Below are 26178 nucleotides of genomic sequence, written 5' to 3'. Positions count from 1 at the left end.
AAATGTTGAAAGGGGGCCTGATTGGTTGCGGCTTTTTTGCTCATAATCATCTGCATGCCTGGCAGGAAATTGACGGCGTTACCATCACAGCTCTTTGTGATCGCGACGAAGCCAGGCTGAAGGAAGCAGGGGACAAGTTTGGGGTTTCGCGACTCTATACCGATGCGGCACAAATGATCGCGCGGGAATCCCTCAACTTCGTCGATATAGCAACGACTGTTAAAACACACAGGCCTCTGGTCGAATTGGCCGCAAGCGCTGGGCTTCCAGTCATATGCCAGAAACCCTTCGCCGAAAACCTCATCGATGCCAGGGCCATGGTCGATGCATGCCGGCTTGCCGGTGTGCCTTTGATGGTGCACGAGAATTTCCGCTGGCAAGCACCGCTTCGCGCCGTTCGTGCGCTTCTTGATAGCGACCGCATCGGCGAAGTGTTCTGGGGTAGGGTATCCTTCCGCTCGGCCTATGACGTATTCTCGGGCCAACCATATCTTGCCACATCAGACCGGTTCATTATCGAGGACCTCGGTATTCATATCCTCGATATTGCCCGCTTCCTGTTTGGGGACGTCAGCCATTTGTCAGCGGCGACAAGGAGAATCAATCCCAGGATCAGGGGCGAGGATGTCGCCACCATGCTAATGGTTCACGAAAGCGGTGTGAACAGCATTTGCGACTGCAGCTATGCAACGTCGTTGGAAGAAGAGCTTTTCCCGCAGACATTGCTGGAAATCGACGGCAGCCGCGGTACGATCAGGTTGTCGGCAAACTACGAACTGACAATACACAGTAATGGCGTTACCGAGAAACAAACGGTTGCTCCAGTCCTGCACGATTGGGCCAGCAGGCCATGGCACAATATTCAGGAAAGTGTCTACAACATTCAACAACACTGGGTGGCGTGCCTTGCTTCTCAACTCGCTCCGGAAACGTCCGGGCAGGATAATTTGAAAACCATGGCTCTGGTGGCCGCCGCATATAAGTCGGCCGCCGGTAATCTTGCGTCGGTCGACGTGAAAGCTGTGGCATGACGACAGCAGGCCCATCCCGTTCAGTCAGACTGTTTGGAACAGATGCACCAGTGGCCGACGTGCAGCGATTAAACGCAGGGGACCTGGAGGTTGAGTTCGCACAAGGGAACTTGAGAGCCATCCGTTTTAAGGGACACGAAATCCTGCGTGCCATCGCCTATGTCGTTCGCGACAGTGGCTGGGGCACCTTTGATCCGGCTATAAGCGGATTGACCGTTGATAGGCAGGCTGAGCATTTTGAGGTGCGGTACGCGGCCCGCTGCGGTGAAGGTTTGAATTACACGGCGGCAATTCGAGGTCACGCCGACGGGACGCTGAATTTCTCGGTAACCGCGATGCCAGAGTGCGACTTCGAGACCAATCGCTGTGGGTTTTGCGTGCTACACCCGATTGTTGGCGTTGCCGGAAAATCCGTCACCGTCGAGCATTGTGACGGCACCAAAGAAGATGCAGTCTTTCCTGATCTGATCGAACCCTGGCAGCCGTTCAAATCGATCCGTTCGTTGACGCACACTCCGGGCGAGGGAATAGAGGCTACCTGTCGATTTGTTGGCGATGAGTTTGAGATGGAAGATCAGCGCAACTGGTCGGACGCCTCTTACAAAACCTACGCCCGTCCGCTCGCCTTACCTTGGCCGTACATCATGCCGGCTGCCACTGCCAATACTCAGACGGTTGAACTCGTGCTCAAAGTTTCACCATCGTCGACGAGCCGTGCCAACAGCGCGAATTTCGTCCGGGTGCGCGTTTCCAACAGGCCAACGGGCCGCAAGTTTGCAGAAACGGGACTGCTGATAATGCCCGATGCGTTGCAGGAAACGCTTGATCACTATGCCGCACTGGAAGACATCGCGCCAGGTTTTCTCCTTTGTCATCTCGACGCAACGGCAGGCCACGGCCAAGATGAACTGAACGGGTATGCCAAGTTGCAAAGTCGGAGCAAATGCCCGGTCAGGCTTGAATATGTCGCCGTTGCTGATGGCGATTTGAATGGTGAATTTCGCGCGCTTGCGACGAAAATCCAGCGATCCGGACTTCGACTGGACGCGATGGTTGTGTGCCCATCTGTCGATCGTCAGTCGACGCCACCAGGAAGTACTTGGCCGGAATGTCCACCACTGTCCGACATCTACAGGTCTGCCCGCGAGGCCCTTCCCGGTCTCGCAATTGGTGGGGGTATGGTGAGCTATTTCACCGAACTCAATCGCAAACGGCCCCCGGTGGCGTTGCTTGACTTTGTCACCCACGGCACAAATCCCATCGTCCATGCAGCAGACGACACCAGCGTCATGCAGACGCTTGAAGCGTTGCCGTTCATCTTTCGCTCCGCAGCGCAGATCATGGGTAACGATCGCACCTATCGCCTGGGCCCGTCATACATTCCAATGCGCCAAAATCCTTATGGTTCGCGGGTCTTCGATAATTCAAATGCACGCAAGACAATGGCCAAGATGGACCCGCGGCAGCGTGGGCTATTTGCCGCTTCGTTTATGGCTGGTTATGCAGCCCGCGTTGCCGAACACGACATTTCCTCGTTTGTTCCTGCTAGCCTGTTGGGCCCGGCCGGACTTCTTGGCGGTGCAGACGAGAGATATCCTGCATTCCACCTCGTCAGACAGCTGAGTAAGCTGGCCGGGCAATCGGTGATTGAAAGCTGCTCCGAGGATCAGGCGAAAATATTGTCGTTAGCGTGCTGCGAGCGTGCGGGACGACCAAGCGTCCTCCTTTCCAACATTACCGCGGACCTGCTTACTGTGACACTTGATCCAGGGTCCCCAAAGGGCGCACGGACAATTATAATGATCGATGAGGATAGTTTTCCTGGGGCCCGGATCACAAAGGAATCGTCTGTTGGCAAACGGCAGTTTGAGCTTCAATTGAAACCCTATGCGGTGGCACTCCTGCGCTATAATGTTTAACGACACACAAGACAGTGTGGCATTGGATTGATGGTTGAAAATGAAGGTTTCGGGAGTCCTTTGATTCATGAAAAATCTCGATGATCGAATCGTCAGAAGAAAGCTTTCCGATGAAGTTTTCGATCGATTGCACGACCTCATCGCGAGCGGCGAAGTTGGTCCTGGCGACGAGATGCCTTCTGAACGGGATCTCATGGAACGGTTCGGCGTCGGCAGGCCCGCGATCCGCGAAGCTATGCAAAGCTTACACAATATTGGGCTGATCTCGATTTCGCATGGAGAGCGTGCCAAGGTCAGCGCTCTGACGCCGCGAACGATGTTCAAGCAGATCGATGTTGTTGCCCGCATGCTGATGCTTACGTCGCCGGAATCGCTTGAACACCTGAAAGGTACTCGGCTTTTTTACGAGCGCGGTCTGGTTCGCATTGCGGCCGAACGGGCCACGACCGCTGATATCGATGCACTTGAGACAATCCTTACAAGTCAGAAAAGTCACTACGGCAATTCCGAACTCTTCATTGATGACGACATCGCATTCCACCGCAAGATTGCATCCATTTCCGGCAATCCAATCCTTGAGGCTTTAAGCGAATCGCTCCTGAAATGGCTGTTCGAATACCACATTGAAATGTTGATCTGGACAGGGAAGGAAAATGTAACCCTGCAGGAGCATGCCGCCATTCTCGATTGCATAAAAGCTCGCGATCCGGACGCGGCGGAACGTGCCATGGTCATTCATATTGAGCGTTCGAGGGGCTTGTACGCGGTGAAACGCTGAGAGCGTTCGCTGCACACTGCCCTATCTTGGCAGCGAAACTGTAGACTTTGGGCGCTATTTGCGGGTTGCCAACTGGGCCGATTTACCCTTTGCCCTGAACATGTATTCCGCTCTGGCGCATGCGTGCGCGAGAGCCCGATAGTCAAAATGGTTGAAGGTCATGCGGACAGCATCATATGCGTCACGCCGTGCCGACAAAAGCTGCATGCCGATACCCGTGCGGCTGGTCAGACAGGCCATTAAACTGGACCTATTGACCCTGGCGCAAGAACCGACAAGTCGGGCAACGATGAAATTCCTCGTGCCTGTCTGCAGCGGATTCTGCAGATCGCAGAATACCGGGCGAGATAGCGATTTTGTCGCTGATCGTCTATCATCGTCTTTCGCCATGACGCCGGAATTCTTCCGCAGCTGTGGCTCCATGGCTGAATACCATTTCCGCACTACGTGATTACTACCGCGCCAAGAGAAGCTTCAGGCTGGCTGCAGGATGCGGACTAAACTGAAAGATAGCCAATTGATCAATTGCAGGTTGTCCACTTGTTCTTAAAGAACCCGAAATTTGCGCCGCATTTGAGACGATAGTTCCTTATCCTTTGAGGGGACGCCGGTTCGAAACCGTTCAAGGCGGGCATTTGAAGTGAGTTTTCCAATGAGCCATGGATATGCATCATCTACCCGTCATTGCGGCAACTGAACTAATGCCATCAATGACCGAGATGGGGCCGCAAGCGGACCAGCGGCTTTCGGTGCCGCGACTTTCGAAAGCCGCCATTGCGACATTGCTGTCTCCTGCGGGTTCGGAATTCTGTCCAGGGATTCGCGCCGGGGACGCCTCGAGGGGCGTCCCGATGGCGCATCTGGTTATCCCAATCGTCGCCGTTCAGCGGCCCCCCATGACGGACACCATCGGCTGTCCGGTGCCCCAATCCTTGTAGAAAATCTGCGCGCCGTCTTTCGTTTTGATGCTGTTTATGATGTCAATTCCATCCCCAATGGTTGTTTTGGTTGAGTTCGCCAACGCTCTAGCTCAGCCTGCGTGAAGCGCGGCGTGATGTGCTGCGGACAGTTCCAGCCGATCCCCTGCCGCTGAAGGTGCGTTGCTTCCTCGACTGGATCGGGCCCCGCCTCCGCGCGCAGACGGCTCGCTAGCGTCCCCACTATCCAGGCGCGCCTCCGTTAATGGCGGTCAGGCACGCCGGTGCGAATGCTGCAAGGTGCATCGCGCCTTCCCTAAGCTCCTAACATGTCGGGCTTTCCAGAAAGAACCAAACATCTCTAGGACTGCAACGAAGGCGCAGAACTGCCGTTGATTGGAGGTGGGAACATAATCTTCGGACCGGCAGCGGAAATAATTTCCGGGAAGGCGCAATGGTCCCAGGTTCTGAGCTCTGGCTGATGGCATGGGGACTTGTACCTTCGGTGCTTCAAGAAGACATTCAGCACTGCTGTCACAGGCCCCAGAGCGGACCCCGCAGCCTGCACGTCGGCTGCTCTTGTCGATCGATCTGCGATGTATTTCACATGTGATATTGGTTATTGTCCTGGGGCTGTGAGCGGTCTTATGAAGCGATCGTTCACGTATTCAGGAGCTTCGATCGTGCTTTCCTACTCCTTTGGCCCGTATGTCCTTGTACCAGAGCGGCAGTCGCTGACGCGGGACCAGACGGCCGTTCGTGTCGGTAGCCGCGCACTGGAAATTTTGGCGGCGCTGATCGAGCGTCCCGGCGAACTGGTGGGCAAGGCTGAGCTTGTGTCGCGCGTCTGGCCGGATACCTTCGTCGAGGAAAGCAATCTCAAGGTGAACGTTGCCGCTCTTCGCCGGGCGCTGGGCGATGCTCCAGACGGCACGCAGTATATAGCGACGGTGAGCGGCAGGGGTTATCGGTTCGTCTTTCCCGTGCGTATTGCGGGTCAGAGTGACACCTCCCTCACGGCGAAGTCTCAGGATGAGCGCACGCATAATCTGCCTGTTTCAACGACCCGTTTGGTGGGAAGAAGCGATGCTGTTGATGCAATCCGGTGCGCACTTGAGGTATCGCGTCTGTTGACGATTGTTGGCCCGGGCGGCGTCGGCAAGACGAGGCTCGCTCTCGCAATCGCTGATCAACTGAGTGCAGCCTATGACCATGGCATCTGGTTCGTTGATCTGGCGACCCTCAACGAAGCAACTCTCGTACCAACGTCGATCGCCACGGCGATGGGGTTGAGGGTCCACTCGGCGAATATCAAGGCTGCGGTCGCCGCTTTCGCAACCGACCGGCAATTCATGCTTGTGCTCGACAATTGTGAGCACGTCATCGAAGCGGTGGCCTCCTGCGCAGAAACGCTTCTAGCCGCCGCCGCAAGGGTACGGATTCTCGCCACGAGCCGTGAACCCATGCGGGTTCTCGGAGAACAGGTCTATCGCCTGCCGCCTCTCGAAACACCACCCGACGTGTCCGAACTTTCCGCAGCCCAGGCTTTGGCGTTCCCAGCGGTCGAGCTCTTCGTCGAGCGCGCGGCCGGAAGCCGCGGCGAGTTCGAGCTCAGCGACGGGAACGCGCCAGTCGTTGCTGAGATCTGCCGCAGGCTCGATGGGCTGGCACTCGCGATCGAACTCGCCGCGCCGCGACTGGATGCGTTCAGTACACGCGAACTCCTCGACCTTCTCGCCGATCAATCTCATGTGTTGAGCGATAGGCGGTGTGGCGATCCTCGCCACCACACCTTGGCTGCAACGCTGGACTGGAGCTATGGCCTGCTCGCCGAGCCTGAGCGCGTCCTGCTGCGACGCCTCTCGGTCTTTGCAGGCGCCTTCAGTCTCGAATCGGCCTGCGCCGTTGCAGTCGACAAGGGTCGTGCCCGCTCCGAATGCATTTACGGTGTCGCGAACCTCGTTGCGAAGTCGCTTATATCGACGGAGAGAGGAGAGCTCGGGACGCACTACAGATTGCTCGACACAACCCGCAAATATGCGCTGCAGAAACTTGCCGAAAGCGGCGAAAGCAACAGCCTGCGCCAGCGCCACGCCGAACATCTCCTCGAACTGGCCAAACGCGCCGAGGCCGAATGGAAAATCCGGCCGACGGCCCACTGGCTCGCCGAGTACGGCCGAAAGATGGACGATATCCGCAGTGCTTTGGGCTGGGCTTTCTCCGGGAACCGCAACATTGCCGTCGGCGTAGCGCTCACGGTAGCGGCTCTCCCGTTTTGGGAACATCTATCGCTCTTGGAGGAGTGCCGCACCGGCGTAGAACTCGCTCTCAGTCGTTGTTTTGCCGATTTCCGTAGTGCGAGCGACGACATGAAGCTGCAGCTTGCCTATGGCACGGCGCTGCTTCACACCCGCGGCCCGCTACCCGAAGTCAAGACCGCCTGGACCACAGCCCTCGGCTCCGCCAAAGTGCTCAACGACACCGAATACATGCTCAGGTGCCTGTGGGGATTGTGCGACTATTTCACCTGGACGGGCGATCACCAATCGGCCCTGGGGATGGCGGATCGGATAAGAAAGCTGGCAACCGACCGCGGCGATCTGGATGCACGCAACAATGTCCATAGGCAGACTGGAACCGCTCTGCGCTACTTGGGAGAGCTTGCCGAGGCACGGCGTCACCTCGAACGCATGATCTCCCGATATGTCCCTCCCGTGACCCGCTCCGACATTGCGCGTTTCCAGTTGGACCCACGATCTGCGGCAAGGGGCACCCTTGCGAACGTCACCTGGCTGCAGGGGCATCCCGACAAGGCGGTTGCCATGGCGCAGCGTCAATTAGAAGAGGCACGGGCCGCGCAGCACGCCCTCGCGCTCTGCAATGCCATCGTCCACACGACCTGCCCCATTGCGCTGTTGACGGGAGACCTTGCTGCCGCGGAGCGCCTGCTTGTTGGCATCGAAGCCCATGTCGCGGAGCACGCGATGTCGATTTGGAGTGCCATGAGCCGCTGCCTGCGCGCAGAGTGGCTGCTGCAAAGCGGTGATCCGTCTGGACTGGCGATGTTGAGAGGCGCGCTCGATGAGCTTCTTGTGGTAGGTTTCCGCATGCGCTGCCCTTTCTATATCGGCGTTTACGCTGCGGGTCTGGGGGATCATGGGGACGTTGATGCAGGGCAGACCGCGATCGGCGAGGCAGTCGCGCTTTCGGCATCGACCGGCGAAATTTGGTGCATGCCAGAACTGCTGCGCATAAAGGCGGTTTTGTTGGGCAAGGAAAGCGCCAACCGGACGGTAAAAGCCGCAGAAGCCCTTTATTTTCAGTCGCTCGACCTCGCGCACCGCCAAGGTGCACTGTCATGGGAGTTGCGCGCCGCAACGGCTCTCGCCGAGCATTGGGCTCAGTCGGGACAAAGCGAAAGGGTTGGCGAACTTCTGGCACCGATTTATCGACGCTTCGGCGAAGGGCTCACCACCCGCGATCTGGTGAGGGCGCGCGGACTCCTCGATACCCTGGGGCATGCTGGCAAGGGGAGCAAAAGCGCTGCTCGTCAGGCTCGTCGCGACGGGCATACACATCCGAATTCCTAGCGCGTTAGCGCTCGCGTACGGCGATCCAACATGAGAAGGATCGGAGCGATCGCGGCAATGCCCGCGAAGATTGAGAAGGCCTCGACGTAGCGCGTACCTTCGGCGGCCATGATGTGCAGCGATGCCGGGCCAAGTCCAGCGCCCATGGTCAAAGCCATGTAGTTGATGCCGAAGAGCTTGCCGAAGCTTCGCATTCCGAAGCGTTTCGACAGCAGGTAACCGATCGCGTCGCCCTCTGCTCCGGTGGCGAGGCCGAAGAAGACGGCGCTGACATAGACCGGGATCAGACCTTCGGAATTCAGCAGAATGAAATGACCGACAACGGGCGACAGAAAAGCCAGGCTGGTCAACGGGACCGGGGGAAATCGATCGAGCAGTGCCCCGAAGCCGAGACGCATGACAATGAAGGACAACCCCACAAGGCTCATGACCAAGGCCGCCATTGCCGGATCCGCTCCGCGATCCGCCAGCACGACAGGGAGCGAAATAGACCCGGCTGCAGCGGCGAAGTAGTTGAGAAAGAATGCGCCCAGCATCAACCAGAAGCTTGCCGTCTCCACCGCCTGGCGAACAGTGTGGCCCTCGCCCCCTGCGCGGTCGGGTCGCTGAAGCACGGGTGGATCACGAATAACGAAAAGCGCGACGGGAAGCGTGACCGCCATCGATATCAGACCGGCTGCCATGAAGGCAAAGCGCCAGCCCCACTCGGAAATCAGGAATGCAAGGAACGGAGGAACCGTTGCGATCCCAAGCCCCACGAAGGAAAGCATGACACCCAGTGCGAGACCGCGTCGCGCGGAGAACCATCCGACCACCACATAGGTGTAGGGCACGCCGGTCTGCGCGGCACCCATAAGGCTTGCCACGGCGACGGCCACGATGAATGTGGTCAAATTCTGCGACGCAATGCCGACCCCGATCAGGCCGATCGCCATCGACACGGACGATATGCCAAGCACCCGGCGCGGGCCGAACCGATCCGTCAACGCCCCTACTACAGGCGACATAAGACCGTTTACGATGGCTATCGGTGCGACGACGGCGGCCACCACGGTCCGATCCCATCCAGTATCCTCGGTGATTGGCACGATGAAAACGCTGAAGCCATAGATCAGCACGATCCCGATGCTGAAATACATTCCCGCGCCTGCACCCAGCACGATTGCAATCCGTCTGGTCCGCCCCGCCGTTATGTCCATATCCCTTATGAGCCTTTGTTGGCGCCGGTCCGGGGCCGCGGTCCGCTTCGCAGGAAGATACCAGGTTGCAGGTATCGTACTGACCGGATCACTGCTCGGTTCACCAAATTTCCCAGATCTTAACGCCCCTCGCAAGTGCTGGAGCGCTAATATTCGGGCAGTCACCCCGCGAACAACAGGAGGCAACGATGTCTCGCGAGCAAAGGCCAGATACCCAACCAGACGACCCGAAGCGCCGTGCCATCCTTCGCGCCGCCGGAGGCGTTGCAATCGGCGGAATTACCGGCGCCCTTTCGGTCAACGCAACTGTGTCCGCGCAAGAAACGCCCGTCGCAACCCGCGATTCAAATTCGCTCGGTGGCCGGCTCCAGGGCGTACAGCATTTCGGCTTGACCGTGCAGGACATGGAACGCGCGTTCGAGTTCTACACGGCCGTACTCGGTGGGACGGAAGTCTTCCGCCACGGCGACTTTCAAGGCGACGCGGTCCAGAACACACTGCTCGCCGACCAGGAAATCCTGGCCAATCAGCTCGGCGTCAATCCGCGGACGATCGGCGTGCCTGACCTCAGGGACGGCGCCCAACGCCTCGATGTGCGGTTCATCCAGTTCGACAACGTCGTCATTGAGCTCCTGCAATATCGCGATGCGGACCAACCGATGGGTGGTCCCAAGGCGTTCGCGGAACCTGTGGAGCACATGAGCCCGGCTTTTCCGCGAATGATGCACATCTGCTTCTATGTCCGGGATGAAGTCGACTTCAATCAGTTTATCGCCGATCTCGAGGCGGAGTCCGCGCGGCGTGGCATGACGCAGGTGCGGGCAAATCGCATCATACGTGTTTCGACAGAAGACGAACGAAAGGCGGCCCCCCAGAGCGCCAACACCAACAAAGTGACCGTTGCGCCATCAGACGGCTGGGAACTGATCTATTGCAAGGGCCCGGAGGGGGAACAACTGGAGTTCGTGAAGGCGCTTGGACCCGTGAAAAAGCGGTTTGCCGATGCATTGGCGGCGCACCTGCAACTTGCGAGCGCGAAGTAAGCGCAAAAGGCATCAGCATCACTTTGCAAGCCGGCACCCGGATTTGGCCAGCGGGCCATCTTCCCGCGCTTGGCAAGATAAGGAGAAACGACATGATCACAACGCTGCGGCTGCAAGCTTCGGCTATTCTGCTCGGGGGCCTGCTCGCGGGACCCGTTCTCCAAACGGACGCGCTCGCACAGGAAGGCCCGGGCCAGGGCTATGCCAAAATTGCAAGTGGGGCCTATTCGGTTGTTGCCGAGGTCCGTGCCAAACCGGGCAAGGAGGCCGAATTACGGGCCGTCACGCTTCCTCTCATTGACCTTGTCCGCAGCGATCCCGCAAACATCGTCTATTTTCTTCAGGAGAACCGCGAGACCCCCGGACACTTCATCTTCTACGAGATATTCGCCAACGAAGCCGACTTTGAGGCTCATAACGCCATGCCGTATGTGAAGGAGTGGTTTGCCAAGCTGCCCGAACTCGCCGATGGTGGAGTGAAGGTGATGCGAATGCAGATCCTCGCGCCGGCTGGCGACTAGCACACTTCCCACGAAACTAGACGTCGGCGAACGAGGGCCTCGCGGATTGCTCGGGGAAGAACACGCCGCGCCGCAGGCGCCGCTTTTGCACACGACACCATCAAGCCAAGAAAGAGCTGCGAGATGAGACTCAAGGACAAGGTTGCATTGGTCACAGGAGCCGCAGGTGGTATCGGTTTCGCAGTCGCGGATTTGTTCAATAGCGAGGGTGCCATCGTCGTCGCCGGCGACATCAAGCCGTCCGAAAAACTATATCCCGACGCCGTCGAAGCAATGACGCTTGATGTGACCAGCGAAGAGCAATGGGCAACGGTCGTTGCCGCAATCGTCAGGAAACATGGCCGACTTGACGTGCTTGTACACAATGCCGGCATTATCGCCTACGAGCCGCTCGACAAGCTGGAGATGAAGGACTGGCTGAAGATGATCGCCGTCGACCAGACTGGTGTCTTCCTCGGCATGCGGGAAGCAATTCGCGTCATGCGCAAGCAGCAAGCGGGTTCGATCGTCAACATCTCCTCGATCTGGGGCAGTGCAGCGGTTGCGGGTGCGCATTCCTACCATGCCACCAAAGGTGCTGTCCGCAACATGTCGAAAAACGCGGCCATGACGTACGTATCCGACGGGATCCGGGTCAACTCCGTGCATCCGGGCTTCGTACACACGCCGCTGACGGATGCACAGGCGCCAGAGCTCAATGAAGCTGTCATCGCGGCAACACCGATGAAGCGCGGTGGCAGGTCGATCGAGATCGCCTATGGCTGCCTGTATCTAGCTTCCGAGGAGGCAAGCTACGTGACCGGCGTCGAGTTGAACATCGACGGCGGTTATCTTGCCCAGTAGCGCAAGAGACATGTGGGCCATCGCGGACGGCTCTGTCTTGCAAGCCGCAGAAGAAGCGGCAGCGGTGCGCCGCGATCAGTCAGACAACTTGATCCGGACCTGGGATCCTTGTTCCATCCATTTTTCGGGAGCGTCTTGGGCAAGAGTCGGGAACGAATCCATACGCGCAGTCGTGCGCGTCAGCAGTGAATGTCTGCTTTCGATTCCGTTAGCGCAAACGCCAATGACTGGATTGACGGCGCAAAGCGGCCACCAGCTCGATGATTCCATCCTGGAGCGGCCTAAGACGACGGCACACACTTTTCCTGAACTTAACCTCATTTAACAACGCCCATTGCCAGGCAGCAGTAAAGTGCGCGGTAGCGGCATAATTCGATTGGCCGACTATCGAATGAACTTGATGGCGATTAGGGGCGCAACCTGAGATGAGGTGGACCAGGCCATGACCCACTTGGAGCCTCCGGGCAGACTCGATCGCCCCGTCGACGGGCGTCTAGACCATATTCTCGGCGATGCGAGTGCCGAAATCACGCTGGTCGAATACGGCAGCTACGTCTGCTCCCACTGCAGGGCCGCAAATGAAGAGATTGCACGCGTCCGCAGCCATCTCGGAGATCGCCTTCGCTATGTCTTTCGCCACCTTCCGATACCAGGCAGCGAGATTGCACGGAGAGCTGCAGAACTGGCCGAGAGCGCCCATAGCAACGAGGAATTCTGGAAAGTCCACATGAGGCTGATGACGCGGTCTGCTCAACTGACGGAGGAAGATATCACCGTTGTCACGAGGGAAATTGGACTGGAAAACGAGGAACCGCAGCAGGCCGATGTTGTGGCTGAGAAGGCGAAGACAAGAATCGATGCCGATATCCGAAGCGCTCAAGCCAGCGGCGTTCGCTTCACGCCAACCTTCTTCATCAATGACCGCCGCTACGATGGACCATGGGACGAAAGCTCATTAACGGACGCGATGCTTGGACGCCTCGGTCACCGCATGCAATCGGCCGCTTTGGACTTCGCGGCCTGGGGGCCGTCGGCAGGCGTGCTTTTGCTGCTCGCAACCATTGTGGCAGTCCTTCTCAGCAACTTGCGGGTCCACGACGAATTCGAACGGCTGATGCATGAGAATGTGGGATTCCTCATCGGAACCGAAGCATTCGGGATGTCGCTGCGCCACTGGATCAATGATGGCCTCCTGACGGTTTTCTTCCTCGTAGTCGGTCTCGAGATCAAGCGCGAGATGACCGTCGGACGCCTGGCGACCACCGCCACCGCGATCTTGCCGATTGCCGCGGCGATTGGCGGCATGCTCGCTCCGGCGCTGATGTACTGGCTGCTGATACCGAGCGGGCCTTGGGAGCACGGCTGGGGTATCCCAATGGCGACGGACACCGCTTTCGCGGTGGCTATCATCGCCATGATGGGCCGCCGGGTGCCGGTCGAGCTCAGAATTTTTCTGACAGCCGCTGCCATTGTGGACGACATCGGTTCGATCGCGATCGTGGCTCTCTTCTACTCGGAGGAACTCAACCTGCTCTACGCGGCGGCCTCAGTCGCCCTCGGGCTCCTTCTTTGGTTTTTCAATCGAGCGCATGTCTATCGAGTGTCCATGTACCTGCTCCTAGGCGTGACACTATGGGCATGCGTCTATGCCAGCGGCTTCCACGCCTCACTCGCCGGTATCGTGCTCGCCCTTCTGATCCCGACGCGGGCTCCGGCGAACCTCAGGGCGCTCATCGGCCAAGCCGACACGATCATCGCGGCAGAGGCGCAGCGTGGAGATGTCCTGAGGCGTGGCCCTTCGCTTCCCGCACTGAGAGCGCTTGACGCCATACATGATCGAATTGAATCACCCGCAGATCGGTTGCTTCGGTACGCGGGAACGCGATCGAGCTATCTCATCCTGCCGCTCTTCGCGCTCGCGAACGCAGGTGTCGAGATCACACCTGCGGTCTGGTCAGGTCACGAGCCATTGATGCTGGCGATCGTGGCAGGCCTGTTTGTGGGAAAGCCTGTCGGAATCATGGCGGCCTGCGCAATCGCCGTTCGATTGGGCATCACAACCAAGCCGGAAGCATATTCCTGGCAGCAACTGCTCGGGGCAGCCGCGCTCGCGGGGATAGGATTTACGATGTCCCTTTTCATCGCCGGGCAAGCGTTCACGGAGACAACGGATTTCGCTGCGGCGAAGATCGCCGTCTTCCTGGCGTCCATCCTTTCCGCGATGGCTGGCGCGCTCCTGCTTCTGACAGCCGGAAAGCATTCGACCAATCGCGCTGCAGAACCCACACCATCAGGGATAAGGCTATAAGCCACGTCTTGGACAATGCGCTCCAATTCCCTGGGTCCGCGAGAGAAACCTCGAACGGCAATCGGGCGGACACGGAAAAGGCGTTGGAGATCATGAGGTGACAAACTTGGGCAGGCGGTTGACGAAGCCCGCCACGAGGGGTGCGATCGCATCCAGGCGCTCCTCCAGGGCGAAATGCCCGGTGTCGAAGAGGTGCAGCTCCGCATTTGGCAAATCGGTCAGGTAGGCGCGGGCACCGGCTTCCACGAAAAACGGGTCGTTGCGCCCCCAGAGGATCTGGGCGGGTAGCGACGCTTGCCAGAGCCATTCCTGCCACACCGGATAGGCGTCGACATTGGACTTGTAGTCCAGCAGGAGGTCGATCAGGTGCGCCTTCCGACCGGGCAGATCCAGATAGAGCTGATCCAGGGTGTAGCCGTCGGGGGAAATGCTCTCGGGGTCCGCCACACCCGTGAAATATTGGAACTTGGTTCCCTCGAGCGTCAGAAGCCCATCCAACTCCTTGAGCCCCGCCTCGTCATGTCGCGGGATTGAAACAAGACGCCTTGCCGCATCCGACAGGCCTGCCTCGTAGGCATTGGCGTTCTGTATAATGACGCCGGCAATTAGATCCGGCCTGCGGGCGGCAATCCTGAACCCGACCGGCGCCCCGAAATCGAAGACATAGAGGACGAACCGTTCAAGACTGAGCTTGTCGATGAACTCCTCGATGGTACGCGAGATGTTCTCGAAGCTGTACACGAAGGCGCCGGGGGGCGACACGTCACGGCTTTGGCCGAAGCCCGGATAGTCAGGGGCGATCATGTGGAATTCCCTCCCCAGCCGGTGCATCAAACCGCTGTACTGGTGCGAGGAGGATGGGAACCCGTGCAGGAGCAAGATCGGTGGCCGCCCTTCCACAACCTCAGGCACGGTCTCACGATAGAAGATCTCCGCTGCCGCGGTGTTCATGGTCCGATATCGTATGAGGGCCATAGTCTGCTCCTTCGGTTTTGACTGCTCACTCAGAGTGCGATGGGCCGGCTGCGGCCCATCGTGACAGTGGTGCCTGAATGTGATGCGCTCGGCCTCAGTGCGCGACGAGCACCATCTTCTGGTTCACCAGTTCTTTGATGCCGGCGCCCGCGAGTTCGCGACCGTAGCCGGATTTCTTGACCCCGCCGAATGGAAGCTCCGGTCCGGTGAAGGAGGACGTATTGATCCAGACTGAGCCTGTTTCCACCTGCGAAGCGAGGGACTTGGCGCGATCGACGTCCGCCGTGAAGATCGCCCCGGAAAGCCCGAAGTTCGAGTCGTTCGCGATCCTGACCACGTCGTCATCGCTCTTGATCACGTGCACCTGCGCGACGGGACCGAAGAACTCCTCGAAGTACGCCGGGTTGTCCCTTGTCACATGGGTGAGGATCGTTGGCTGATAATACGCGCCCGGCCCCTCGACCACTGACCCGCCGACCAAGACCCTGGCCCCGGCCTTGACGGCGCGCTCGACCTGCCCAGCAATATCGTCGCGAGCTCCGATCGAAGACATCGGCCCGAGTCCGACGGTCTCATCCATGGGGTCGCCGATCTTGGTGCTCGTGAACTTCTCCGCGAGCTTATTGACGAATTCGTCGGCGATCTTCTCATGGATGAGGAAGCGTTTCGCACCATTGCAGACCTGACCGCAGCCGCGCAGCCTGGCCTCGACGCCGGCGGCGACGGCCTTGTCCACGTCGGCGTCGTCGAGGACGACGAACACGTCGCTGCCGCCGAGTTCCATCACGGACTTCTTGAGGTTCTTGCCCGCGTTGGCCGCCACGATGCTGCCTGCGCCCTCAGAGCCGGTGAGAGCCACGCCTTGAACCCGGTCGTCAGCAATCAGTTTTGAAACCTGGTCGCCTGTCGCGAAGATGTTCTTCCATGCGCCTTCCGGTACGCCGGCTTCGGTGAGAAGTTCTTCGAACGCGACCGCAGCCTGCGGTACCATGCTGGCGTGTTTCGCCAGTACAGGATTGCCGATCGCGAGATTGGGACCGGCCACTCGGATCAACTGGTAGAAGGGAAAATTCCAGGGCTCGACAGCGACTACGACACCGATCGGATGATATTCCAGCCAAGCGTCGCCCTTCGACGTCGCCACCTTCTCACGGGCGAGAAGGGACTCGGCGTTTTCGGCATAGTACTGGGCGATATCGGCGGTGATCCGCACCTCGGTGCGCGCTTCGTTGATCCGCTTTCCCATTTCCAGGGTGAGTATGCGCGCCAGTTCCTCCAGGCGCTCATGCGCCAGTTTGGAAAAGCGGTTCAGAACCTCTAGTCGAGGACCTCTGTCGCCCTTGCACCACGGCGACTTGTAGAGGGAATGGGCTAGATTGAGCGCCCTCTCGATCTCGTCATCGCTATGGTTATTGAATGTCTTGAGGACCTTGCCCGTTGCCGGGTTTACGCTCTGATAAGCCATCTCATAGTCTCCTTTCGAGGTCAGGGCCGGAAACGGTCTTGGGAATATTCAACGCGCGCTCGCGCAGCCGGATCCGATCCGTCGATCAAAATTCCTGTGCCGTCGGACGCAGCACGATCTCGTTGATGTCCACGTCGGCGGGTTGCTCGATTGCGAAGGTGATTGCCCTGGCAATGGAACTGGCGGGGATCGCCGACTTGTAGAATTCCATGACCGCGCCCTGTGATGTTCCACTGGTCGTGTGCTTGAGATCGCTCTCGACGGCACCCGGTTCGATTGATGTCACCCTGATCTTGCTTCCGACCTCCTGGCGCAGCCCCTCTGAGATCGCCCTGACGGCGAACTTGGTGCCAGAGTAGACCGTGCCGCCCGGTGCGAAGACCTTGACGCCCGCGACGGAGCTGATGTTGATGATGTGGCCCGCTTCCTGTTTGATGAACATCGGCAGGACTGCGGCGATACCGTACAGGGTACCCCTGAGGTTGACGTCGATCATCGCATCCCATTCGTCGGTGTTCACTTCCGCCATGGGGCGGATCGGCATCAGCCCGGCATTGTTGATCAGGACGTCCAGTCTTCCAAAATCGGACGCCACCGCATCCACGACCGATTTGAACTGGTCCTTGTTGGCCACATCCAGCTCATAGCCCTTTGCCTTCCCGCCGGAGGAGGAAATCCTGGACGCGACTTCGTCGAGTTTGCCGCGCCGCCGTGCGGCGACCGCAATTTTTGCTCCTTTCGAGGCAAGCATCTGGGCGGTCTCTGCGCCAAGGCCGGTGCCGCCGCCGGTGATCAAAACGACTTTCCCTTCGATATTGGTCGTCATCTTTTTTGCTCCTTTGCTGAACTGTCGCTCTGTGTGTGCGCTAGAGATGGTCCATCGCGGACACGGCGGCTTGAGCCACTGCTATGTCCTGCTCCACCGACCCGGCGCTTGCCCCGACCGCGCCGATCAATCGTCCCTCTTGGGCGACAGGGAGCCCGCCGCCGAAGATGATAACGTTGCCGTCATTGCTCTGGTCGATGCCGAAGAGCGGCTCGCCGGGTTGTGCCAGTGTTGCTAAGTAGTCCGCTTCTTGTCGAAGAGACGCGCGGTGACAGCCTTCTTGATAGCCAAGTCGATGCTGCCGATCAGCGCATCGTCCTGCCGAACGAAGGCCACCAGATGTCCTCCGGCATCGACCACGGCAACATTGTAGGCGATGCCAAACTCCGCAGCCTTTGCTTCCGCCGCTGATAGCATCAGTTTGGCGTCGTCGAGAGTGAGTGTAGCGACAAGCCTGGTCATCTTGGATCCTCGAAACTCGATGGCAGCGCATCGTCGAGCGATCGTTCGTACCCACGGGGCAGGCAGGAGCGCCGCACGATGCTGGTTCGTCGTTTGAATTGGATAGAGGCTAGCATCTGGTCTCGGTGACGCGCGCTAAATGCCGCCAATGCGCGAGAAATCTGGCATATCATCGAACCCGCTTGTCCAACCGAGGCCGTCTTACTGTCGTTTCCGCAGATGCCAGAGGCGTATCCCTGTTCCCGGAAATTCGCGATGATAAGCGCTGCTTAACAGGCTACAGTGAGCCGGCCCGGCTACACTCTTTTCCTGCGCGTCACAGCGTGGGACGGATCGAGGTTACTCCAATGGCCGATAGAGGCGACTTCAGCACGCTCAGTAGCCCGACTTCCGTTGAGCTGCGTGAAATCCCCGGGGAGGCATTTCCCCGCCTCACTCCCGATATGGTGGCGCGCATCGCCCCGTTCGGGCAGAAGGATCGGTTCGATGGCGGCGCGTACCTGTACGAAGTGGGCGATCGCGAGGTAGACTTCTTTGTCATTCTCAGCGGATCCGTCGATGTGTTCGAGAGCGACGGGCATGGCGGGCATGCGCTTATCGCCACGCACCGCGAAAACCAGTTCACCGGGGAATTGCATCACCTGAGTGGGCGAGCAGTCATTGTCTGCGGGAAAGCTGTCGTTCCCACCTCCGTCATCCGTCTTTCCCGCCCCGCGCTGCTGAGGCTGGTCACCGCCGAACCGGATATCGGCGAAATCATCCTGCGCTCGTTCATTCTCAGGCGGGCTAGGCTGCTCGAACATGCCGAGGGCGGCACCGTCGTGGTGGGAAGTTGCCGCGCCGGCGACACGGTCCGCATCCAGACGTTTCTGGAGAGGAACGGCTATCCTTATCGCTGCCTCGACACCGATTTCGACGACGACGCGCGCGTGGCCATGGCCACCTTCCATGCCGACGCCGACAGCCTGCCGATCGTTGTCCTCAACGGAGCCAGGGTACTTAGCCGGCCTGCCAATCGCGACCTTGCTGAGGCGCTCGGCATCACGGAGCGGCTGGATCCTACGCATGTGTACGATGCAGTTGTCGTCGGCGCGGGGCCGTCCGGTCTCGCCGCCGCGGTCTATGCCGCATCCGAGGGTCTGGACACGCTGGTCGTCGAGGCGGTCGGGCCGGGCGGCCAGGCAGGCACGAGTTCACGGATCGAGAACTACCTCGGATTTCCGATGGGTATCTCGGGACAGGATCTTGCCCGGCGAGCGCAGATACAGGCGCAAAGGTTCGGCGCGCGGTTTGCCGTCGCTGATGCTGCCGGGCGCCTGGAGTGCGCCTGCTATCCGTTTGCGGTGCATCTGGAAGGCGGCAATGTGGTGCTTGGCCGATCCGTCGTCGTTGCGACCGGCGCACGGTATCGAAGACTGGACATAGCAGAGGCCGAGCATTTCGAAGGCAAGGGAATTCATTACGCAGCCACCTCGATCGAGGCGCAGCTTTGTGAAGGCGCCGATGTCGCGGTGGTGGGCGGCGGAAACTCCGCTGGGCAAGCAGCGATCTTCCTGTCCTCGCGAGCCCGGCGCGTCCATCTCCTCGTCCGGGCCGATGGTCTTTCGGCGACCATGTCAGACTATCTGGTCGGCCGCATCGTGCAGTCCCCGCGGATCACCCTGCATGCCCGCAGCGAGATCACCTCGCTTGTCGGCGAGAACTACCTTTCATCGGTGAAATGGCGACAACGCGGGGAGGATGAATTCGAACATGCGATATCGAACCTCTTTCTCATGATCGGGGCTGTTCCGAACACTGACTGGCTCAACGGTTGCGTCGAACTCGATGATCGCGGTTTCATCCTGGCCGGCTACGACCATGCTGGTGCCCCGAATGGTTCGCCCTATGCAACCAGCGTCCCAGGGATATTCGCGGTTGGCGACGTCCGTGCCAGATCCGTCAAGCGCGTTGCCTCCAGCGTCGGCGAGGGATCAGTCGTGGTCCACTCGATCCACGGTTGGCTGGCGAACAATCCGATCGGCCTCTAAGCCACGGGGAGGTTGGCGGCCGTTTGAGGATGCACATTGCAACTACGAGCCGGGGACTCGTCCAAAACCCCGCAACTCCGACAGAATATCTCCGGCTCTCTGCAAGTCGGGAGTATCGAAACCATCGATGAACCGGCCGTATACGGGCTCGATGACGCTCTTGGCGTCATCAATCTGCAAACGGTCTCTGAGCAGAACTGCTAGGTCGGTTGCACTGCGAATGTGCCATCCCCACGCACCGTTGTCCTCCGCGGCCTGGACCGATTGCCGAAGGGTGCAAAGCGCGTCGTCGTCGCGCCCAAGCGATCGTTCCTTGACAGCCCTTAGGCGCAACAATTCGGGCACCATCGAGCGCTGGGGTCCTATCTCGAACAAATAGTCGAGAATCCGTACGCCCTCATCAACGTGTCCGATTGCATAGAGGGCGCGTATCAGGAGCGCATAATACGCATGCCGTCCCAACTGCCGTAAGCCGGTACGAAGTTCGTCGAACGCCGACAAAGGCCCATCGGGATCATGTCGTGCTCCGGAAAGTACGTATAGTGCTTCGGCGTAGCAGTTCGCGACGGGGATCCACGTCGGCATCCCGTGGCGATAAATCGTATCCTTCAGTTGCTCGACGTACTGCGTAGCCAGAGGCCATTCCTGACATTCACTTAGAGTAAAAAGCCCCCCGTGGGTGTAGCACGAGATGAGGGTCCAACCATGATGGAGTTCCAAGGCTTCGCGTGCGCAAATCTTTACTGTGTTCAGCCCCGTTCCGGGTCTGACAGAGCCCAACCACTGGAGTGCGCCCAGCGTCGTTTCGCTCCTAATTTTTGGGTCGAGATCGAAGCGAGAAGCAGTCCCATCGGGAAAGCGCCGCACCTCCTGGCTCAACCGCTCCATCCTGGCGATCGCGGGTGGGTATTGGCAGTGAATGATTTCCAATTCTGTAAGAAGAATCTCATGCTCCCACTGTGCCGGGCGATTTTTCGAGTGCGTTGCGACGCGCTTCAACTCCTTGAGAATTTTCCGGACCTCTGTCTGGTTGCCAGGCAGCAGCCGATATCTCGCCAGAGCGCCCAGCGCCTGGCACTCGGCATTGGTATCACCGATCAGACGCGAAAGCCTGATTGCAGTTTCAATGGTCTTGATGGCTTCCCCAGCATCGGCTGACAGGTAGCTGTTTACGGCCGCAAGCCCCACGACCAGCTTGAGTTTCAACGACATGTCGGCGCAGCCCGTGCGATCAAACTCGGCGAGCGCATGTTCGCAGTTCCTCCGGGCCTCTTCGCTCAACGACAACTCATGCCATAGTGGTATGCCGGATGCGACCAGTTGCATGCCGAGGAGCGGATCTCCGTGACGAAAGAGCGCCCAGCCAATGGCCCGACGCAAATCGTCCGCATGACTGGCGTAGGCCGCATACCATTGTCGCGCTGGAAGTCTTGACTGATCGGCGTTCGCTCGGGCGAAGATTCCCAGCATGAGGCGAGCATAGGCCCCCGACACAGCGGGCATTTCCCCGGAGGTTTCCAGCAGATTCCCTGCGAACGCGCGAGTACTGTCGAGAAGGCGGTATCGCATTTCGCCTGCTATCTGCTCGATGCTCAGCATCGACTTGGCACGGAGCCCGGCGACGGCATCAAAAACGTCGGTCGGATCTAGGCGGTGATGAGCGACAACACTGACAACCGCATCCAAATCGAACGTACCCATGAAGATCGATATGGCGCGCAAAACGGCCGCCTCGCTGTTTGTGAGCAGCTCGTAGCTCCACTGCATGGTCGCGAGCAGGGTTTGTTGGCGAGGCGGTCCCTCCTGGTCACGGTCAACCAGTGTGTTGAACTGGTCGCCAAGCTCACCGAGTACTTCCGGAGCACTTAGGCTTGTCAGCCGGGACGAAATTAGCTCGATAGCGAGAGGCGACCCGTCGAGCCGTCTGCATATCTCGGCGACTGCAGAGGCATCTCCATCCTCCAATGTGTATTTCCCCTTCTCGGACGCTCGTTCGATGAGAAGTTGGGCTGCAGAGTAGCGAAGAACTTGTTCCGCTGTGTAGGTGCGGCGAGGCGGAGGAACTTCCAGCGGAGCGAGCCAGAACACCTCCTCTCGCTTCGCACGGAGAACTTGCCGGCTGGTCGCGACGATCTTGACATCCCTAGTGTTCGCGAGGATGACATCGCAAAGATGCGCGACGGCATTGAGTACATGCTCACACGTATCCAATAGAAGCAGGGTCTTCCTTCGAGCGAGGATCGATGAGATCGCCTCGAGCCGATCCTGACTACCTGAACTGATGCCGAGCGCCGTAGCAATTGAAGGGATGACGAATTCCTCGCTTGCCGCCCGAGCGAGATCGATGAAGGTGACGAGGCCTCCCTCATCGTCTTCCAGTGGTTGCACCGTCGCGATTGCAACTGTTGTCTTACCAATGCCCCCGGGACCGACGATCGTCGTCAGTCGGTTGGCAGTGATCCTGCCTCGCAGTTCAGCGATTTCGGCATCCCGCCCGACAACGGTGCCCAATTCGGGAAAGCGTGTATTTGCCACGACAGGCAGATCCGCGATGCGCGGCATGTCTCCAACATCTACCTGATCGCTCAGCCAATAGCCGCGGCCCACGAAGGTGCGGATGTAGTCACCTCCGGGAGAATATTCCTTAAGTGCCCGCCTGAGCGAAGCGATTGTCACTTTCAGATTGGCTTCATGTACGAAGATGCCGGGCCACGCCGCGTTGTAGAGCTCTTCCTTACTGACAACTTCGCCCTTGTTCCGGGCCAGCGTCGCGAGCATCTCCATGGCGCGACCGCCAAGCTGAACCTCTTCGGTACCGCAAAACAAGCGGCGATGCTCCCCGTGGAGACGAAAGGGGCCAAATGCGACTATTTTGTCCGGCTCCGTCGAAGCCATTGTTCTCCCGTCGCGCATGATCGGCTCACAACGGCAGCCAGGTCAATCAGGCTGGTGGTTGCGGCAATTTCAGATGAGCACTTAGGGGCGTGTCATCGACGCCAAAATTGAACGGACGTACCCCAAGTTCCATTTAGTATGTCACAGCCATCGCCTGCCGACAAACATCGCCCAGAAGAATGCGCATTACGTCGACCGACGTCCCTAAGGCGCCGCAGATTACTCGTTCGCGAACAGGTCTCTGAAACGGCTGGGTTGGGAGCGCAGATATTGCGCAGGAACGCGCACCTTGCCGCCAAGCTCCGCTGCGGCATGCCATGGCCAGTTCGGGTCGAAGATGATTGTCCTACCGAGCGCCACCATGTCGGCGTCGCCCGTTCCAACAATAGCTTCGGCCTGATCGAAGCCTGTTATAAGTCCAACGGCGACGACCGGCATCTTGACCTCTTTCTTGACAGTACGGGCAAACGGGACCTGATATCCTGGTCCGACCGGGATGCACTGACCAGGGTGCAAGCCGCCGCTGGAGACGTGTATGGCGTCGCAACCGCGCCGCTGCAGTTCCGCAGCGAATTGAAGTGTCTGCTCCAGGTCCCAGCCTCCATCAACCCAATCCGTGGCGGACACCCTGATCGAGACCGGCATCTCGGCAGGCACCTCCGAGCGGACGGCATCAAATACTTCAAGGGGAAAACGCATCCGATTAGCCAGGGATCCTCCGTACTCATCGCCACGGCGATTGCTCAACGGGGAGAGGAACTGGTGGAGGAGATATCCGTGAGCGGCATGGACCTGCACCAAATCCAAGCCAAGCTTGGCGGTGCGTCTTGCGGCGGTCGCGAATGCATCACGAACACGCTTCAAACCCTCCTTGTCCAAGGATTCGGGGGGGAACATCCCTTTACTGTACCTAAGCTCCGACGGAGCAACGGTCTGCCAGCCCAGTGCCTCGGTCGGTGGTATCTGTCCTCCACCTTTCCAGGGAACTTCAGTCGATGCCTTCCGGCCGGCATGGCTGAGCTGTATCCCGATCGGCATGTCCGTCCAGCGACGTATGCTCTCAAGAACAAGTCCCATCGCCGCATAGCACCGCTCGTTCCACAACCCGACGTCAGCATAAGTGATACGCCCCTCCGGCACGACCGCCGTCGCCTCAATGGTCAGCAAAGCCGCTCCAGATAATGCGAGCTTTCCGAGGTGAATGAGATGCCACTCGTTCATACAGCCGTCTTCAGCAGAGTACTGGCACATAGGCGCGATCACGATGCGGTTGAGGAGATTTAATCCTCGTATTCTGATGGGTTGGAAGAGAACCGCGGTGGACATTCACTTCACTCCATGCCCTTCGATCAGCTTCGGAGACTTCGCACCAGCAATGGCGGCGAATTGATATCTAAGCCGAAAGTACCTCGGCCGTGCGTAAAATGTGGTCAAAGCGAGTGAAATCTCGGCCGCCAGCGCAAGGCTGATGCTGCGGCAAGCGGATCCCACCCCCATTTTTTACCGGATTTAACCTCCGCAGAGAGCAAGGTCCGGTAATATCAAAAATGGGCTTATGTGGATTCACCGCTCAACGACAGGGCCATTGAGGGCAACCGAAATGGGATATCACGCGACAAACGGTTTTTTCGGCTTTGGGCCATACCAGTTGAACCCGGCCGCAAGGGTGCTCCATCGAGGCGACGAGCTGCTTGCGATAGGCAGCCGTGCCTTCGACATGCTGGTCGCTCTCGTCCAGAGCCATGGACAGGTCCTTTCCCACAAGGAACTCATGGCGTTCGCGTGGCCTGGCCTCAATGTGGAAGCCTCCAACATAAGAGTGCAGATGACACATCTGAGGCGCGAGATCGGCTGTGGCGAAAACGGCGATCGCTACATCGTTAGCGTAGCGGGTCGCGGCTACAGCTTCGTCGCCCCGGTCACATGGAATGAGGCACCTGAGTCGCCGCAGGCCTGGCATCTGCCATTGAACTACGGTCAGTCATCCTGCACGGGTCGTTGCACTGCAAAGAAATTCCCACCTCGCCTGAGCCATCCCATAGGCCGGGACGAGAGCATAGCCAAACTTTCGCAGATGGTTTCTGAACGCCGTTTCGTTACGATTGTGGGCGCGGGAGGGATCGGAAAGACGACCCTGTCCATTTTGGTGGCCCACGCCCTGCCCATGTTCGAGCATGCGCATTTTATCGACCTCAGCACCGTTCGCGACGAAGCGGCTGTACCGAGAGCGATTGCCGCGGCCCTGGATATCGCCCTTTCGGAAAGTGATGTTATTTTGGACGTCATCGGCCACCTGTCCTCACGATGCGCCCTATTGATCCTGGACAATTGCGAGCATGTTATCGACGCCGCGGCTGATATCGTCGGTTTGCTTCTTGAGCGGACGGCCAGGGTGCATATTCTCGCCACGAGTCGCGAAGCCCTCCGCTTGCCCGGCGAGGCCGTCCACATTCTCCGCCCGCTTGGCGTTCCTCCGCACACAGGACACTTGACAACGGCACAGGCGTTACTCTGGCCCGCAGTCCAGCTTTTCGTAGAGCGTGCGGTTGATAGCGGCCATCTGGAGTCATTCGTCGACGAACAGGCAGCGACAATCGCCGCCATTTGCAGGAGACTGGACGGCAATCCGCTTGCGATCGAACTGGTGGCGAGCCGCATGGAACCATATGGCCTCGACCGGATCGCGGAGTTGTTGGACAACCAACTCGCCTTGCGATGGAGAGGTAGTCGGTACGCCGCCCCGCGCCACCAGACAGCGGAAGCGATGATGGATTGGAGCTACGCGCTTCTGTCTGAGACGGACCAACGAGTGTTCAGGAGGCTGTCGGTATTCCCGGGTGAGTTCTCGCTGGAATCTGCCGTCGTAATGATGGAAGACGACGACCTCGAGCAAGCACATATCATCGAATCCATCGGCAATCTTATCGACAAGTCCCTCCTTTCACTTCATCCGGGAACAGGACCTGCACAACTCAAACTGTCGGGCATCGCCAAGACATATGCGGCGTTCAAACTCATTGCTTTCGGAGAGCGCCCGCTTGTCGAACAGCGGCAGGCTCCATATCGTGCCCAGTGTCCTCTACCGTGCGGTCCGAACACGGCTTTCTCCTCGGATAGCGGGACTGTCGACGCAGATCCCGACATCTTGAGCTTGCTCACGACTTCGAACGCCGGGGGAGGCTGAAGGGGTACACTGATTCCACCGAGACCGATCGGCGATTGATTGGCGAATATTCCCCGTCCGGTGCGGCTTTCCGACATTCCACAGACTGGCCCGGTTCCCGGTACAAACGGCTCTGAACGGAAAGCCGGATAGCACTTGGCTTCACAGTCGCCGCCCCGTCACAATCGCGGAATTTAGCGACAATTAACGTGC

Annotated in this window: 16 protein-coding genes and 2 pseudogenes; 10 read left to right on the top strand and 8 right to left on the bottom strand. The window is 58.9% G+C overall.

Going from position 1 to position 26178, the window contains the following annotated elements; all coding sequences use genetic code 11:
- Positions 1 to 2 precede the first annotated feature (2 nt).
- From BLM14_RS22130 to BLM14_RS22120, 3 genes are all read left to right on the top strand, one after another.
- A complete protein-coding gene (locus tag BLM14_RS22130; protein ID WP_100002006.1) occupies positions 3 to 1031 on the top strand; it encodes a Gfo/Idh/MocA family protein in 1029 nt (342 codons plus the stop codon).
- Positions 1032 to 1081: 50 nt separating this feature from the next.
- Complete coding sequence (apnL, locus tag BLM14_RS22125; RefSeq protein ID WP_237143584.1) at positions 1082 to 2950, top strand: D-apionate lactonase; 1869 nt, start codon at positions 1082 to 1084, stop codon at positions 2948 to 2950.
- Between the two features lie 67 nt (positions 2951 to 3017).
- Entirely contained in the window at positions 3018 to 3728 is a 711-nt protein-coding gene (locus tag BLM14_RS22120) for a transcriptional regulator NanR (RefSeq protein ID WP_100002004.1), read from the top strand.
- A gap of 857 nt (positions 3729 to 4585) precedes the next feature.
- Here the strand turns inward: BLM14_RS22120 and BLM14_RS32545 are convergent.
- Positions 4586 to 4725: pseudogene (locus tag BLM14_RS32545) on the bottom strand (alpha/beta fold hydrolase); the annotation flags it as partial.
- A gap of 603 nt (positions 4726 to 5328) precedes the next feature.
- Here BLM14_RS32545 and BLM14_RS22105 point away from each other — a divergent pair.
- Positions 5329 to 8235 carry an ATP-binding protein gene (locus BLM14_RS22105; RefSeq protein ID WP_100002198.1) on the top strand — a complete coding sequence of 969 codons (2907 nt, stop codon included), beginning with the start codon at positions 5329 to 5331 and terminating at the stop codon, positions 8233 to 8235.
- Here BLM14_RS22105 and BLM14_RS22100 read toward each other — a convergent pair.
- A complete protein-coding gene (locus tag BLM14_RS22100; protein WP_100002002.1) occupies positions 8232 to 9374 on the bottom strand; it encodes an MFS transporter in 1143 nt (380 codons plus the stop codon). The two genes, BLM14_RS22105 and BLM14_RS22100, sit on opposite strands and share 4 nt — an antisense overlap.
- 248 nt (positions 9375 to 9622) lie before the next feature.
- On the opposite strand from BLM14_RS22100, the gene BLM14_RS22095 reads away from it, so the two are divergent.
- The 4 genes from BLM14_RS22095 to nhaA all read left to right on the top strand — a co-directional run bounded on the left by BLM14_RS22095 (position 9623) and on the right by nhaA (position 14149).
- Complete coding sequence (locus BLM14_RS22095; RefSeq protein WP_100002001.1) at positions 9623 to 10477, top strand: VOC family protein; 855 nt, start codon at positions 9623 to 9625, stop codon at positions 10475 to 10477.
- Positions 10478 to 10569: 92 nt separating this feature from the next.
- On the top strand, positions 10570 to 10998 hold the full coding sequence (locus BLM14_RS22090; RefSeq protein WP_100002000.1) for a putative quinol monooxygenase: 429 nt from the start codon (positions 10570 to 10572) through the stop codon (positions 10996 to 10998).
- A 123-nt stretch (positions 10999 to 11121) separates the two neighbouring features.
- Positions 11122 to 11841 carry an SDR family NAD(P)-dependent oxidoreductase gene (locus BLM14_RS22085; protein WP_100001999.1) on the top strand — a complete coding sequence of 240 codons (720 nt, stop codon included), beginning with the start codon at positions 11122 to 11124 and terminating at the stop codon, positions 11839 to 11841.
- A gap of 442 nt (positions 11842 to 12283) precedes the next feature.
- Positions 12284 to 14149 carry a Na+/H+ antiporter NhaA gene (nhaA, locus tag BLM14_RS22075; protein WP_100002197.1) on the top strand — a complete coding sequence of 622 codons (1866 nt, stop codon included), beginning with the start codon at positions 12284 to 12286 and terminating at the stop codon, positions 14147 to 14149.
- Between the two features lie 90 nt (positions 14150 to 14239).
- Here the strand turns inward: nhaA and BLM14_RS22070 are convergent, their stop codons facing one another.
- From BLM14_RS22070 to BLM14_RS22055, 4 genes and pseudogenes are all read right to left on the bottom strand, one after another.
- Positions 14240 to 15100 carry an alpha/beta fold hydrolase gene (locus tag BLM14_RS22070; protein ID WP_207795636.1) on the bottom strand — a complete coding sequence of 287 codons (861 nt, stop codon included), beginning with the start codon at positions 15098 to 15100 and terminating at the stop codon, positions 14240 to 14242.
- Positions 15101 to 15218: 118 nt separating this feature from the next.
- A complete protein-coding gene (locus BLM14_RS22065; protein WP_100001996.1) occupies positions 15219 to 16589 on the bottom strand; it encodes an NAD-dependent succinate-semialdehyde dehydrogenase in 1371 nt (456 codons plus the stop codon).
- 85 nt (positions 16590 to 16674) lie between these two features.
- The gene (locus BLM14_RS22060; RefSeq protein ID WP_100001995.1) at positions 16675 to 17415 is read right to left on the bottom strand and encodes an SDR family oxidoreductase; all 741 of its coding nucleotides are present in this window, start codon (positions 17413 to 17415) and stop codon (positions 16675 to 16677) included.
- 40 nt (positions 17416 to 17455) lie between these two features.
- Positions 17456 to 17877 (bottom strand): annotated as a pseudogene (locus BLM14_RS22055) (GlcG/HbpS family heme-binding protein).
- 347 nt (positions 17878 to 18224) lie between these two features.
- Here BLM14_RS22055 and BLM14_RS22050 point away from each other — a divergent pair.
- Entirely contained in the window at positions 18225 to 19907 is a 1683-nt protein-coding gene (locus BLM14_RS22050) for an FAD-dependent oxidoreductase (protein WP_100001994.1), read from the top strand.
- A gap of 42 nt (positions 19908 to 19949) precedes the next feature.
- Here the strand turns inward: BLM14_RS22050 and BLM14_RS22045 are convergent, their stop codons facing one another.
- Positions 19950 to 22802, bottom strand: a complete 2853-nt coding sequence (locus BLM14_RS22045) for an ATP-binding protein (protein WP_100001993.1) — start codon at positions 22800 to 22802, stop codon at positions 19950 to 19952.
- A gap of 219 nt (positions 22803 to 23021) precedes the next feature.
- Positions 23022 to 24128 carry an NADH:flavin oxidoreductase/NADH oxidase gene (locus BLM14_RS22040; protein WP_100001992.1) on the bottom strand — a complete coding sequence of 369 codons (1107 nt, stop codon included), beginning with the start codon at positions 24126 to 24128 and terminating at the stop codon, positions 23022 to 23024.
- Between the two features lie 274 nt (positions 24129 to 24402).
- On the opposite strand from BLM14_RS22040, the gene BLM14_RS22035 reads away from it, so the two are divergent.
- Complete coding sequence (locus BLM14_RS22035; RefSeq protein ID WP_100001991.1) at positions 24403 to 25986, top strand: ATP-binding protein; 1584 nt, start codon at positions 24403 to 24405, stop codon at positions 25984 to 25986.
- Positions 25987 to 26178: the final 192 nt, after the last annotated feature.

It is taken from the genome of Phyllobacterium zundukense (genome assembly GCF_002764115.1).
Taxonomy (GTDB): domain Bacteria; phylum Pseudomonadota; class Alphaproteobacteria; order Rhizobiales; family Rhizobiaceae; genus Phyllobacterium; species Phyllobacterium zundukense.
The sequence above is the reverse complement of the archived record's forward strand: the minus strand, read 5'-3'. Positions and strand labels throughout refer to the sequence as shown.

What these genes read in the sequence shown, in the direction of transcription:
- BLM14_RS22130 (WP_100002006.1), top strand. Translation starts at nt 3, where the DNA reads ATGTTGAAAGGGGGCCTGATTGGTTGCGGCTTTTTTGCTCATAATCAT.
- BLM14_RS22120 (WP_100002004.1), top strand. Translation starts at nt 3,018, where the DNA reads ATGAAAAATCTCGATGATCGAATCGTCAGAAGAAAGCTTTCCGATGAA.
- BLM14_RS22100 (WP_100002002.1), bottom strand. Translation starts at nt 9,374, where the DNA reads ATGTATTTCAGCATCGGGATCGTGCTGATCTATGGCTTCAGCGTTTTC.
- BLM14_RS22095 (WP_100002001.1), top strand. Translation starts at nt 9,623, where the DNA reads ATGTCTCGCGAGCAAAGGCCAGATACCCAACCAGACGACCCGAAGCGC.
- BLM14_RS22090 (WP_100002000.1), top strand. Translation starts at nt 10,570, where the DNA reads ATGATCACAACGCTGCGGCTGCAAGCTTCGGCTATTCTGCTCGGGGGC.
- BLM14_RS22085 (WP_100001999.1), top strand. Translation starts at nt 11,122, where the DNA reads ATGAGACTCAAGGACAAGGTTGCATTGGTCACAGGAGCCGCAGGTGGT.
- nhaA (WP_100002197.1), top strand. Translation starts at nt 12,284, where the DNA reads ATGACCCACTTGGAGCCTCCGGGCAGACTCGATCGCCCCGTCGACGGG.
- BLM14_RS22070 (WP_207795636.1), bottom strand. Translation starts at nt 15,100, where the DNA reads ATGAACACCGCGGCAGCGGAGATCTTCTATCGTGAGACCGTGCCTGAG.
- BLM14_RS22065 (WP_100001996.1), bottom strand. Translation starts at nt 16,589, where the DNA reads ATGGCTTATCAGAGCGTAAACCCGGCAACGGGCAAGGTCCTCAAGACA.
- BLM14_RS22060 (WP_100001995.1), bottom strand. Translation starts at nt 17,415, where the DNA reads ATGACGACCAATATCGAAGGGAAAGTCGTTTTGATCACCGGCGGCGGC.
- BLM14_RS22050 (WP_100001994.1), top strand. Translation starts at nt 18,225, where the DNA reads ATGGCCGATAGAGGCGACTTCAGCACGCTCAGTAGCCCGACTTCCGTT.
- BLM14_RS22045 (WP_100001993.1), bottom strand. Translation starts at nt 22,802, where the DNA reads ATGGCTTCGACGGAGCCGGACAAAATAGTCGCATTTGGCCCCTTTCGT.
- BLM14_RS22040 (WP_100001992.1), bottom strand. Translation starts at nt 24,128, where the DNA reads ATGTCCACCGCGGTTCTCTTCCAACCCATCAGAATACGAGGATTAAAT.
- BLM14_RS22035 (WP_100001991.1), top strand. Translation starts at nt 24,403, where the DNA reads ATGGGATATCACGCGACAAACGGTTTTTTCGGCTTTGGGCCATACCAG.